Below are 13,055 nucleotides of genomic sequence, written 5' to 3' on the forward strand. Positions count from 1 at the left end.
GCAAAATAACCCTCCTTTTATATCATTATGCTGATAATTACCCTGACAACCGATCAACAAACAGCCCCGACTGGTAAGCAATGCCTCGAATGGGTCTTACCTGACGGAGCTCGTTGGAAATTAAAATAGTAAATTAGATTTCTAGTGAAGATGGCGATTATGATTTGTGGTACAACTATTTAATGATCGCTCGTTTATTTTATCTACGTATTTATTTGTTTATTAGATGTTTATAGGGCAAATAATCAATTTTATTTTTCTCTAAGAATTTCACGAGGAACTTATTATCACGCTTCGGGGTGGCAATAATGTATCCTTTGATGCAATGATCTCTCGAAACTTCTGTAGCCTGATCTTCCACAGCGATTCTACCAATCTCAGCAGCGATGGAATGTTTGGCGATATCACGAAAAGGACCGGGAACAGGTTCCACCAGTTGATCCAAAAATGCCTTGGCTTCGTCTGTCCATAAGTGACGACTTGTCTCGACCCAATGATTCTGCCAATCTAGCTTGGACTTGCCGTCTGCCTTAGGGAGAACCTTCAGGAACTTGCGCATCATAAAAAATCCGCCAATGCACATACTGCCAAGCAAAACAAATGTCCAGAACGCCATGGTATTCATAAACCAATTGCTGGGTGAACTGCTGACCAGCGTCAAAGCATAGGAATCGAAAATCATTGCGGAGTCACCTCGGTTCATTGATTTTCACGGAAAGACGGATTCCGCCTGCCCATGTTCCAGATGTTAGCTGTAAAAATTAGCCTGTATCCCGAATTATAGCGCATTTCTAGATTTATTTCGATAATCGCGTTAGAATAAGGGATAATTCAGATTAAGGGGGATCAATGATGCTGAAAATCGGCTCCCACGTGTCCTTTTCGGACAAGGGATTATTGAGTGCAACGAAGGAAGCGTCCTCGTACGGTTCTAGCTCGTTTATGATATATACAGGTGCACCGCAGAATACACGTCGTAAGCCTATCGAATCCATGTATATTGAAGAAGGTAAACTTGCTATGCAAGCAGGTGGAATGGAAGATATCGTTGTCCATGCGCCTTACATTATTAACCTCGGTTCGTACAAAGAAAATACGTACGAGCTTGCTGTGAGCTTCCTTCAGGAAGAGATTCGTCGTACACATGCCATTGGTGTCAAAAATATCGTATTGCACCCAGGTGCATTTACCGACAAAGATGCACATTATGGTATTGAGCGGATCGCTCAAGGACTAAATGAAGTACTGGACGGTGTGAGAGAGACTGATGTAAATATCGCCTTGGAAACGATGGCGGGTAAAGGAACTGAGATGGGTCGTAGTTTCGAAGAAATTGCCCAAATCATTGAAAAAGTAACGCACAATGAACGCCTTACTGTATGTATGGATACCTGTCACATTCACGATGCTGGATACGATATCGTGAATGATATTGACGGTGTTCTGAAACAGTTTGACGAAATCGTAGGTCTTGACCGCATTGCGGTTATGCATATTAATGATAGTAAGAACCCTGTGGGTGCACATAAAGACCGGCATACGCCGATTGGCTCTGGCTGGATTGGTTATGAAGCGATTCATCGTATCGTTCACCATGAAGCACTACAAGGCCGCCCATTCATTCTGGAGACGCCTTGGATCGGGAAAGAAGCCAAGACACAACGTCCGATGTACGAAGCTGAGATTGCTTTGCTGCGCGGCGATATTGAAGGTCGATTTGGCGGAGAGTTCCTGACAGATGTGGAGCAATTGCATCACTTCTTCCAAGGGAAAGAGATTGAAGCCCGTTCTTATGTACTAGATGTGTGGACTTTGCTCAAGAACGATGCGAAAGCCAAAAAAGCAGATCCACGTGAACCGCTAGAGCGCCTATATGACTTGGTAGCTGAAGCAGCGCTGTTCCCACAACTCAGTGAAGAACAACTGAATCAACGCTTGATTGCTTGGCTTGCAGGCAAGGAAGCACTGGTCACGGTTTAATTTGAAGGAGGAAGAATAACCCGATGGAGATTCATGCTAAACAAGTACGTCCTGATGCTAAAAACCGCGCCGATCGGGCGCGGATGCTCATTTCCTGCCCTGATGGGCCGGGAATTGTAGCGGCTGTTTCACATTTCTTGCACCAACACGGTGCAAACATTGTTCAGTCTGACCAGTACACGATGGATCCAGCTGGCGGCATGTTCTTCATGCGTATTGAGTTTGACCTTCCACAGCTCGAAGCGAGTCTTCCTAAGCTGGAAGATGACTTTGCTGAGGTAGCAACTCGTTTCGAAATGGAGTGGACTTTGTCGGCTGTAAGCCGTAAGAAGAAACTTGCCATTTTTGTATCCAAAGAAGATCACTGCCTCGTTGAATTGTTGTGGCAATGGCAAGCTGGCGACCTAGATGCAGACATTGCACTGGTTGTTAGTAATCATCTGGATATGAAAGATTATGTGGAGTCCTTTGGTATTCCGTATCATCATATTCCGGTTACAGCAGACACGAAGAAGGAAGCAGAACAACGTCAGCTCGACATCATTGGTGACGATATTGACGTCATTATCCTTGCGCGTTATATGCAGATCATCTCACCAATGTTCATCGAACATTATCGTAATCGTATTATTAACATTCATCACTCATTCCTTCCAGCCTTTGTGGGTGGCAAGCCTTATGCTCAGGCATACAACCGTGGTGTTAAAATCATTGGTGCTACGGCTCACTACGTTACGGAAGAGCTGGATGGTGGACCGATCATTGAGCAGGACGTACAGCGTGTAAGCCACGGGGATGACGTCACTGAATTGAAACGTATCGGACGTACAATCGAACGTGTTGTTCTAGCGCGTGCTGTGAAATGGCATGTAGAAGACCGTATCTTGGTTCACGAAAATAAAACCGTTGTATTTTAAGCTTTTGCTTTAATACTGTGCAAGGTTGATTCGGAGCCACATAAACTGGCAAAAGAAAAAGGCGATTCCTATCTATGTACTTCATAGGGGATCGCCTTTTTTGAGCTTAGTAAAGCCTTTTGCACATAATTCAAGAGTTACTCCATAGATGAGGTGGGCAGTGACCCAGTACAGAATGGCGTGTGTATCATTCAAATCAGGAACACGTGTAGACAGTTGGGATAGCGGAATATAGAGAAGAGAGGAAACTGCGCCAATTAGGATACCTTTGAGCATGGCATACTGAGGGCGATTCTGTATCCACCATATGTAGAACACGCCGATGCCGATGGATACAACGAGGTGCAGGGCAAATTCTACGAATTCTGGCAGTATTGGTGGTAGCCCGGGCACGAAATCAATGTTTAGGAGCAAAGTATAGACCGAAATGCCAGTAAATGACTGAATGGCTTTAAGTAAAAATCCAAGTACGAGGCCCGAAAGGACGCCCGTCCATACACCTTTGAACCAAGGGATGGTCTGCCGGTTTAACTCGGAACGTTTAACAATAGGGTCAGAAGACATAGCGAGACCTCCAATCCATGAAATTTACTTCGCTTCCTGAAGTATACTACGTTTTGAATTCCCAATCAGGATCACAAGAGCAAGTTAATATTAATAAAAGCTAAAATGAAATCTACATGCCAAAAAGAGTATGGTTTTCTGGTTAAAGGTTATACTTCTTCCGATGGATGGACGAGGCTCGTCCTGACGAAAGATGGGCTGGAATGTTTTTTTACACGATTTTTTGGCGCTGTGAACCCATCTCTCGCAGCAAATCACCGAATTTTCCCGAACTTCTAAAAGAAGGTTATGGAAAAGCTTCACGCCAAGTGATACAATACAAAAGTGAATAAGTCAAAATGAAACACTCAAGCGGATTCACTTATTGTTATATACGGTTTGCTTGGTATTGATGAGAGGGATTCGCTTGCGCACCCGACTTATCTAAAGACATGAGGAGGACAAACCATGACTGACAAGAACGAAGCGATTCAAAAGGACGAGAACACTACAATCGACAATCTGTCGATTACAACCGTACGTACTTTGGCGATTGATGCAATTGAGAAGGCAAATTCCGGACACCCGGGAATGCCGATGGGCTCCGCTCCAATGGGGTACCAACTTTTTGCAAAAACGATGACTCATAACCCGAACCACCCAACTTGGGTTAACCGGGACCGTTTTGTCCTGTCCGCAGGACATGGCTCCATGTTGCTGTACAGCTTGCTGCACCTGAGCGGCTACGACTTGCCAATGGAAGAACTGAAACAGTTCCGCCAATGGGGAAGCAAAACTCCGGGTCACCCGGAATTCGGACATACTGCTGGTGTTGACGCAACTACAGGCCCACTGGGTCAAGGTATTGCAATGGCAGTTGGTATGGCGATGGCTGAAGCACAATTGGGTGCAACATATAACAAAGAACAATTTAACGTTGTGGATCACTACACATACGCAATCTGCGGTGATGGTGACTTGATGGAAGGCGTATCTCATGAATCAGCTTCCTTGGCTGGACGTTTGCACCTGGGTAAACTGATCATGTTGTTCGACTCCAACGACATCACTTTGGATGGTAAATTGGATCTGTCTTCTTCCGAAAGCATTGCGAAGCGTTTTGAAGCTTATGGCTGGCAAGTGCTGCGCGTTGAAGATGGTAACGATCTTCCTGCAATCGAAAAAGCAATTCAAGAAGGTCAAGCAGACACGCTGCGTCCTACATTGATTGAAGTGAAAACTGTTATTGGTTATGGTAGCCCGAACAAACAAGGTAAAGGCGGCCACGGCGGTACTCACGGATCTCCACTGGGTGCAGATGAAGCTAAATTGACTAAAGAATATTATAAATGGGTTTACGAAGAAAACTTCCACGTACCAGCTGAAGTTCGCGATCACTTTGCACAAGTGAAAGATCGCGGTATCGCTGCTAACCAAGCATGGGATGAGAAGTTTGCTGAGTACAAAAAAGCATTCCCAGAGCTTGCTGCTCAATTCGAGACAGCGATCAACGGCGACCTTCCAGAAGGATGGGATCGTGACCTGCCTAAATATGCAGCAACAGACAAAGCACTCTCTACTCGTGTAGCATCTGGTAACGCTCTGAACGGTCTGGCGCACAACGTGCCACAACTGACAGGCGGATCTGCTGACTTGGAAAGCTCCACGATGACTCACTTGAACAACCTGACTAACTTCACTCCTGAAGATTATGCAGGTCGCAACATCTACTTCGGTATCCGTGAATTCGGTATGGCTGGTGCAATGAACGGTATGGCTCTGCACAGCGGCGTAAAAGTATTCGGTGGTACGTTCTTCGTATTTACAGATTACCTTCGTCCAGCAGTTCGTCTGGCAGCATTGATGAACTTGCCAGTAACGTATGTCCTGACTCACGACAGTATCGCTGTTGGTGAAGATGGTCCTACGCATGAACCAATCGAGCAATTGGCTTCCCTGCGTATCATTCCTAACTTGACGGTGATCCGTCCAGCGGATGGTAATGAAACTTCTGCTGCATGGGCTTATGCGCTTGAGAATAAGAGCAACCCGGTTGCCCTTGTACTCACTCGTCAAAACTTGCCAATCTTGGAAGGAACAGTTGAAGGATCACGTGAGAACGTTAAGCGCGGTGCTTATGTTGTTTCTGATTCAAAAGACGGCAAAGCAGTAGCACAAATCATCGCTACAGGTTCTGAAGTACAACTGGCTGTTAAAGCTCAAGCTGCACTTGCAGAGCAAGGCATCCAAGTTCGTGTAATCAGCATGCCAAGCTGGGATCTGTTCGAGAAACAGGACAAAGCGTACAAAGAATCCGTCCTGCTTCCAGACGTTAAAGCTCGTCTTGCAATCGAGATGGCTCATCCAATGGGTTGGGAGAAATATGTTGGCGATCAAGGCGACATTCTCGGAATCAACACATTTGGTGCATCCGCGCCTGGCGACCGTGTTATCCAAGAGTATGGCTTCACAGTGGATAACGTTGTTAGCCGCGTAAAAGCACTGCTGTAATAGACTGACCAACGCGCAATAGAATAAAAGCTTATTTCCGCAGAGAGGGGTGGGTAACCACCCTGAACTGTTTTGCCTTTTGTTTTCATTAACTTCAGGGGAGCGGGTACGCATGTCACAGTTTGATCAAGTGAGTGTAGTTAAAGAGGCCAACATTTATTATGAAGGTCAGGTAACCAGCAGAACGGTTATTTTGGGAGATGGCAGCAAAGTGACATTGGGCATTATGCTTCCAGGCAGTTACGAATTCGGTACAGATTCTCGTGAGATTATGGAGATTCTGTCCGGAGATCTGAAAGTATTGCTTCCCGGTGAAGAAGATTGGCAAGAGATTCAAGGTCAAGCTACGTTCCACGTGCCTGCCAATTCCAAATTTAAACTGGAGATACGCAGCGTTACCGACTACGTCTGCTCGTACCCGGCGGAATAACATAAGAAGGGTAAGCGGAACCTCGTTAGCGAGTTCGGTTTACCCTTCTTGCTATTTATAACTTAACGACAAAGTTCGCGTTGCAAGCTTGTCAGTAAGGTGGATTTGAAGTATCCTTAGGCTAAGTTGTTTGTATGGAAAACGGAAAATTACTTAACGATTATTAGGAGGTTTTTTAGATCATGGCTAAAAAAGTGACTTTTGACTATAGCACTGCATTACAATTCGTCAATCAACATGAAGTAGACTATTTCGCTGAACCGATTCGTTTGGCTCACGAGCAGCTTCATAACGGAACGGGAACCGGATCAGACTACCTTGGTTGGATTGACCTTCCAACGGCATATGACAAAGAAGAATTCGCTCGTATTCAAAAAGCGGCTGCTAAAATCCAAAGCGATTCAGAAGTTCTGATCGTCATTGGTATCGGTGGTTCTTACCTGGGTGCTCGCGCAGCGATCGAAATGCTGACACACTCTTTCTACAACAATCTGTCAAAAGACAAACGCAAAACGCCTGAAATCTACTTTGCAGGAAACAACATCAGTTCCACTTATGTTACACATCTGCTGGATCTGATCGAAGGCAAAGACTTCTCTGTAAATGTAATCTCCAAATCGGGTACAACGACAGAGCCAGCGATTGCATTCCGTATCTTCCGTGCAGCTCTTGAGAAAAAGTACGGTAAAGAAGAAGCTCGCAAACGCATCTACGCTACAACAGATAAAGAGCGCGGCGCTCTCAAAAAACTGGCGAACGAAGAAGGCTATGAATCCTTCATTATCCCAGACGATGTAGGCGGACGTTACTCTGTTCTGACGGCTGTAGGATTGCTGCCAATCGCTACTGCTGGAATCAACATCGAAGAAATGATGCAAGGCGCTGCTGACGCATCGAAGGAATATAGCAACCCTAATGTAGCTGAGAATGAAGCATATCAATATGCAGCTGTTCGTAACGCACTATATCGCAAAGGTAAAGGTACAGAAATCCTCGTAAACTACGAGCCTTCCCTGCACTTTGTATCTGAATGGTGGAAACAATTGTTCGGAGAGAGCGAAGGTAAAGATTTCAAAGGAATCTATCCAGCATCAGTTGACTTCTCAACAGATCTGCACTCCATGGGTCAATTCATTCAAGAAGGAAGCCGTAACATCTTCGAAACCGTAATCCAAGTGACTGAAGTTTCCGAGCACATCTCAATCGAAGCAGATGCAGACGATCTGGACGGTCTGAACTTCCTCGAAGGTAAAACGATGGACTTCGTAAACAAAAAAGCATTCCAAGGAACGTTGCTTGCACATACAGATGGTCAAGTACCTAACCTGATTGTGAACATTCCAGATATGACTCCATATTCCTTCGGATATCTGGTATACTTCTTTGAAAAAGCATGCGGCATTAGCGGATACTTGCTGGGTGTCAATCCATTTGACCAACCAGGGGTAGAAGCTTACAAGAAAAACATGTTTGCATTGCTGGGCAAACCAGGCTTTGAAGAAGAGAAAGCCGCGCTGGAAGCGAGACTTTCGGAATAATTCATCGCTCTGCTCATATGATGATATCATGTAAGTGTTAAGTCGATTGGGGAACCCAGGGTCATCATTATGATTGATTCAGGTGCCAACCCAAATGTCTAAAACAAGGCAGTTCGTCCGCGTTCTCACGCGGGGAACTGCTTTCTTGTAAAATGGATCAAATTAGAAAGTTGGATTGGAATGATTGAACGCTATCGCACGGTTCGAGAATCGGGCAATCTAGAGATTGTCATTAAAAAGTCCCGATTTATCGGACATATTATGCCAGTAACGACAGAAGAAGAAGCCATAGCTTTTATCGATGACATTAAGAAAAAGCATTGGAATGCAACGCATAACTGTTCCGCTTATATGATTGGAGAGCGGGATGAGATTCAGAAGCAATCCGATGATGGAGAACCGAGTGGTACTGCCGGTAAACCTATTCTAGAAGTCATCAAAAATCAACAATTGAAAAATGTAGCTATTGTGGTTACACGGTATTTTGGGGGAATCATGCTTGGCGCAGGTGGATTAATTCGCGCTTACACAGACGGTGCTGTTGCGGCCATTGAAGCTGGAGAAGCGATCACCAAAGTGCTGCATCGTGAAATATTTGTGGAGCTTGACTACACATGGCTGGGGAAAGTGGAAAATGAATTAAGGAGCCGGGAAGTCCGTACAGGTGAAACTGGATTCACCGATAAGGTTACGTTGACTTGTCTTCCGCCGGATAGTGAATCTGAGGCATTTGTGGCTTGGATCACGGATTTGACGCAAGGGCAGTCCCGGATCACGGAAGGACAGCGGCTTTATTTTATTGAAGGGGAATAAAATATATGGCTAGAAGAGCAGTCGAACAGGAATTGTCGAGGGAGCGGATACTGGAGGCGGCGAGGCATCTTTTTATTACCAAAGGATACCGCGCCATATCGATGCGAAGCATCGGCCAGCATCTAGGCTATAGTCATGGGTCGCTGTATTATCATTTTAAGGAAAAGGCAGAGCTGTTTTATGCCATTGTGGTGGAAGACTTCAACCATCTGGGACATTTGCTGATGCAAGCTATGGTCAGGCCAGTACGTGATGGCGTGAGTAAAGCCGAACATATCATGATGGAGTTTATTCGCTTTGGTTTGGATAATCCGTACCAATACGAGATCATGTTCATGCTGCGGGACGAGGAATTGTTGTCTTATTGTCGTGCCGAACAGGGGCGTTGCTTTGATTTGTTTGCATCCATCATTAGGCAATACATGAAAGAGGAAGGCTGTTCAGAAGAGGATATCGAATGTGTACCACGTACACTGTTTTTGTCTATGCACGGATTCATATCCTATTTTAATCAGGATCGTGTAACCTTTGCTGAGATTGAGTCCTCTGCACTGTCTCATGTTAAAGTACTCTGTCGTAATCTCCACCACCAGCCTGGCGTCCAATAATGACGCTTTTGTTGCACTCATACACTTCAGGGCGGTGAATTGTCATAACATTAATTCTTTATAACGTTGTCTCGCGAAAGTTTTATTATGCAAAACAACAAGTCAGGCGGTTCATAACCCAGGAATGGGTGGGAATCGCCTGTTTGTGTTGTGTAACGATCTAGTTGAAGATAACGCAAAGTTCGTTATCCTTCCATAATTTTGAGGAAATACTGGCGTTTACGTGGGCCATCGAACTCGCAGAAGTAAATTCCCTGCCACTGACCGAGCAGCAGTCTGCCTTCATGGATAATGACCGTTTGCGAAGGGCCGGTTGTAATCGACTTGAGGTGAGAGGCTGTATTGCCTTCAGCATGTCGATATTCAGGGTGCTCCCAAGGATACACTTCATCCAAACGTAGCAGAACATCATGCTTCACGTCGGGGTCTGCATTTTCGTTAATGGCAATGCCAGCAGTGGTATGAGGACAGTAGATTAGCACAGTTCCCTCTTGCACGCCACTAGTTCGGACAATCGCTTCCACGTCCCTCGTAATATCTCTCATTTCATCCCGCCGGGATGTGGATAAACTCTCGGTATATAACACGATACATCGCTCCTTTTGCTCTTTTTGAACATGTATTCTAAATTGAATCTTCTAAATTGTACCTTACCCAGCACATGCCAAACAAACCACTCAATTGATTTTGGTGGAAGGGATCCGATCATACCTGCTACTAAAGCTCCCCTCATAGGACTTTACTCTAAACATTTAGCCTGCCTCTAGTGGCTGATTCTTTGTCGTTAATACATCTTAGATCTGGCTCTAATATATTCAATAAAAGCATTGACGGTTAGTACTGTAAACTGGTAAAGTATCAGATAAGCAAAAAACCAAGTAGACTAATGGGAATAATATTAAAGTAATAATACCCATATTAGGGAAAGCGTTGTGCCATAACAGGAAGACTGCCGACCGGGCAAAGAACCGGAGGCTGGGAGGGAATACGGCAATGAATACCGTTCTTCGTCACAAGGGATGGACTTGGGGATTTCGCAGTACTGTATTGTTATATTTCATCGTACTTATTGTGCTTCCGATTATCGGGGTGTACGTCAATTCGTTCTCTGAAGGCTGGAGTACCTTTGTCGAGAGTATTATGGATCCAATCGCTTGGAAAGCCGTACTGCTTACCGTTCGGTTGGCTGTGGTAGCCACATTGATCAACGTTGTGCTAGGTACGATGATTGCCTGGGTACTCACACGTTATCGGTTTTTCGGGAGATCGTTTCTGAACAGTCTCGTAGACCTGCCATTTGCTTTACCAACAGCCGTTGGTGGATTGATGATCATGTTACTCTTAGGACCGGTTAGTGCCATTGGCAAGCTGGCAGAGTCCATGGGTTTCGAAATTGTGTTTCATCAACCTGCAATTGTTATTGCGATGACTTTTGTTACGTTTCCTTTTGTCATTCGTGCTGTACAGCCGCTACTGGAAGAGATTGATCCTTCCGAAGAAGAGGCATCGTACACGATGGGTGCATCGAAGGCGCGTACTTTCAGAGTGGTTATCTTGCCATCGATGGCGCCAGGCATGATCAGTGGAGGGATGCTGGCATTCTCCAGGGCATTGGCTGAATTCGGTGCGGTTGTGTTGGTAGCAGGCAATATTCCAGGAAGAACGTTAACGGCATCCGTATTTATATACGGCGAGATTGAGAGCGATAACCCCACCGGGGCAGCCGCTGTATCTGTTCTGTTATTGACCCTATCCTTCGTCATTCTCTGGATGATTAATCTAGTGCAGATGCGGGGGAGAAGAAGATGAGACGGCTGTTAATCGGACTGACGTATACGGTATTTGTAATCTTGCTGATTATTCCGCTTGGACGGATTGTTATTGGTGCTTTTGAAGACGGAGCAGGAGGATTCCTGGCTGGACTGATGCGTCCTGAGGCGCTACATGCTCTAATGATGACAGGACTGGTTGTTCTTGTCGTCACTCTGTTAAATACATTGTTTGGTATTATGATGGCGATTTATTTGGTTCGTGCTGGCTGGCTCAGTGAACGAGTCAAAGGATTGCTTAACAGCATCGTGGATCTGCCTTATGCGGTATCACCTGTAATTGGTGGATTGATGATTGTGTTATTGCTCGGCCCAAGCAGTATTATGGGTGGTTTCTTTGAAGGTATTGGGTTCAATGTTGTCTATGCGTTCCCAGGCATGGTCATTGCAACACTGTTTGTCACATTCCCGCTCATGGTTAGAGAAGTTATGCCTGTCTTGCAAGAGCTTGGCTCTCAGCAAGAAGAGGCGGCATCCACGCTCGGGGCGTACGGTTGGAGAACGTTCTGGAGTGTAACATGGCCTTCCATTCGTTGGGCTGTTGTATACGGTCTTGTGCTGACTGTGGCGCGATCATTGGGTGAGTTCGGAGCTGTACTGGTTGTATCAGGCAACATTATGAACAGAACACAGACAGCGACGACGCTTGTGTATCAGGATGTAGAGAACTTTAATGTGTCTGCTGCAAATGGTGTGGCATTGGTGCTGGTGACGTTTTCCGTATGTTTATTGCTCATGATGGAATGGGCCAAGAAGCGAAAGGAAGTGCATTAAGATGCATGTAGAAGTCCGTGATCTGAACAAACATTTTGGTCAATTTCATGCCGTAAAAGATGTTTCATTCGATATTGCCAAAGGCCATCTTATTGGTCTGCTAGGTCCTAGTGGTGGCGGGAAAACTTCAATTCTACGTATGCTTGCTGGTCTGGAAAGTCCAGGTTCAGGAGAGATTCGCTTTCATGGAAAAGTAGTAAACCATCTGCCACCGCAAGAGCGGGGCATCGGATTTGTCTTTCAGAACTATGCTTTGTTCAAACATATGACGGTATTTGATAACATCGCTTTTGGACTTAAGGTCAAAAAGACACCAAAAGCCCAGATTCGTGATCGAGTCATGGAATTGGTGGAGCTGACTGGGCTGAAAGGTTTTGAGCAGCGTTATCCGCATCAATTGTCTGGTGGACAGCGGCAGCGTGTAGCTTTTGCAAGAGCATTGGCACCTGAGCCTCAGTTATTGTTGTTGGATGAGCCGTTTGCCGCGATTGATGCGAAGATTCGTCAGGAGCTTCGTTCATGGTTAAGGGAATTGATTGAGCGTGTCGGCATCACTTCGATCTTTGTCACGCATGACCAGGATGAAGCCATTGAAGTCGCAGATGAAATTATGATTATTAGCCAGGGACGCTTGGAACAGAAGGGTACCCCGTGGGATATTTATAAAAACCCAGAGACACCTTTTGTAGCTACCTTTATCGGTGAATCAACAGTTGTCGAGGATGCTTCCGAGCTGAAAGGCTTCGAACATGCGGTTGAAGGTGAGAATACGCGTGCTCTGATCCGTCCGGAATATATTGAAATTGGCCTCAAAAATGAATTCAGCATGTTGTCAGCGACCGAAAAGGGTACGGTGAAGCACCTTCATTTCCGCGGAAGTGAATGGATGGTTGAAGTCGAGGTACGAGGTCATAAGCTGATCACGTATCGTTCCCTGGAGAAAACAACACTGGAAATAGGTCAACAGATTCGCGTGCTTGTGCACCGGGCATATCTATTCAATGATTCCCATAGTTGGGTTGTCGAGAATCGACTCAAGGAAGATCCAATGCCTGTCATGATCTAACGAATCAAACCAAGTGGGAATTCACCCAGAACGTTTAGAGAGGAAG

At 45.5% G+C, this 13,055-nt stretch carries 13 protein-coding genes; 10 read left to right on the plus strand and 3 right to left on the minus strand.

The window, feature by feature from the left end:
* Positions 1–211: 211 nt before the first annotated feature.
* Positions 212–682 (minus strand): DUF2621 domain-containing protein, encoded by a 471-nt coding sequence (locus tag DMB88_RS07150; protein ID WP_128100787.1) that lies wholly within the window; start codon positions 680–682, stop codon positions 212–214.
* A gap of 170 nt (positions 683–852) precedes the next feature.
* Here DMB88_RS07150 and DMB88_RS07155 point away from each other — a divergent pair, with 170 nt between their 5' ends.
* Positions 853–1,980 carry a deoxyribonuclease IV gene (locus tag DMB88_RS07155; RefSeq protein WP_128104352.1) on the plus strand — a complete coding sequence of 376 codons (1,128 nt, stop codon included), beginning with the start codon at positions 853–855 and terminating at the stop codon, positions 1,978–1,980.
* Between the two features lie 23 nt (positions 1,981–2,003).
* Positions 2,004–2,897: a formyltetrahydrofolate deformylase gene (gene purU / locus DMB88_RS07160; RefSeq protein WP_128100788.1), complete on the plus strand. Its 894-nt coding sequence runs from the start codon at positions 2,004–2,006 to the stop codon at positions 2,895–2,897.
* Positions 2,898–2,978: 81 nt separating this feature from the next.
* Here the strand turns inward: purU and DMB88_RS07165 are convergent, their stop codons facing one another.
* A complete protein-coding gene (locus DMB88_RS07165; RefSeq protein WP_128100789.1) occupies positions 2,979–3,461 on the minus strand; it encodes a hypothetical protein in 483 nt (160 codons plus the stop codon).
* Positions 3,462–3,908: 447 nt separating this feature from the next.
* On the opposite strand from DMB88_RS07165, the gene tkt reads away from it, so the two are divergent.
* From tkt to DMB88_RS07190, 5 genes are all read left to right on the plus strand, one after another.
* Positions 3,909–5,951: a transketolase gene (gene tkt / locus DMB88_RS07170; protein WP_128100790.1), complete on the plus strand. Its 2,043-nt coding sequence runs from the start codon at positions 3,909–3,911 to the stop codon at positions 5,949–5,951.
* Positions 5,952–6,063: 112 nt separating this feature from the next.
* The gene (locus DMB88_RS07175; RefSeq protein ID WP_056699507.1) at positions 6,064–6,381 is read left to right on the plus strand and encodes a pyrimidine/purine nucleoside phosphorylase; all 318 of its coding nucleotides are present in this window, start codon (positions 6,064–6,066) and stop codon (positions 6,379–6,381) included.
* Positions 6,382–6,563: 182 nt separating this feature from the next.
* Positions 6,564–7,919 (plus strand): glucose-6-phosphate isomerase, encoded by a 1,356-nt coding sequence (locus DMB88_RS07180; RefSeq protein ID WP_128100791.1) that lies wholly within the window; start codon positions 6,564–6,566, stop codon positions 7,917–7,919.
* 180 nt (positions 7,920–8,099) lie between these two features.
* Positions 8,100–8,732, plus strand: a complete 633-nt coding sequence (locus DMB88_RS07185; protein WP_128100792.1) for a YigZ family protein — start codon at positions 8,100–8,102, stop codon at positions 8,730–8,732.
* Between the two features lie 5 nt (positions 8,733–8,737).
* Positions 8,738–9,340, plus strand: a complete 603-nt coding sequence (locus DMB88_RS07190) for a TetR/AcrR family transcriptional regulator (RefSeq protein WP_128100793.1) — start codon at positions 8,738–8,740, stop codon at positions 9,338–9,340.
* A gap of 185 nt (positions 9,341–9,525) precedes the next feature.
* Here DMB88_RS07190 and DMB88_RS07195 read toward each other — a convergent pair whose 3' ends face one another.
* Positions 9,526–9,927: a secondary thiamine-phosphate synthase enzyme YjbQ gene (locus DMB88_RS07195; RefSeq protein ID WP_128100794.1), complete on the minus strand. Its 402-nt coding sequence runs from the start codon at positions 9,925–9,927 to the stop codon at positions 9,526–9,528.
* A gap of 406 nt (positions 9,928–10,333) precedes the next feature.
* Here DMB88_RS07195 and cysT point away from each other — a divergent pair, with 406 nt between their 5' ends.
* The 3 genes from cysT to DMB88_RS07210 are packed head-to-tail and all read left to right on the plus strand — an operon-like array spanning position 10,334 to position 13,009.
* Positions 10,334–11,149: a sulfate ABC transporter permease subunit CysT gene (gene cysT, locus DMB88_RS07200; RefSeq protein WP_128100795.1), complete on the plus strand. Its 816-nt coding sequence runs from the start codon at positions 10,334–10,336 to the stop codon at positions 11,147–11,149.
* Positions 11,146–11,943: a sulfate ABC transporter permease subunit gene (locus DMB88_RS07205; RefSeq protein ID WP_128100796.1), complete on the plus strand. Its 798-nt coding sequence runs from the start codon at positions 11,146–11,148 to the stop codon at positions 11,941–11,943. The genes cysT and DMB88_RS07205 overlap by 4 nt, the downstream gene beginning before the upstream one ends.
* Before the next feature lies 1 nt (position 11,944).
* Positions 11,945–13,009: a sulfate/molybdate ABC transporter ATP-binding protein gene (locus DMB88_RS07210; RefSeq protein WP_128100797.1), complete on the plus strand. Its 1,065-nt coding sequence runs from the start codon at positions 11,945–11,947 to the stop codon at positions 13,007–13,009.
* Positions 13,010–13,055 lie beyond the last annotated feature (46 nt).

It is taken from the genome of Paenibacillus sp. DCT19 (genome assembly GCF_003268635.1).
Lineage (GTDB): Bacteria > Bacillota > Bacilli > Paenibacillales > Paenibacillaceae > Paenibacillus.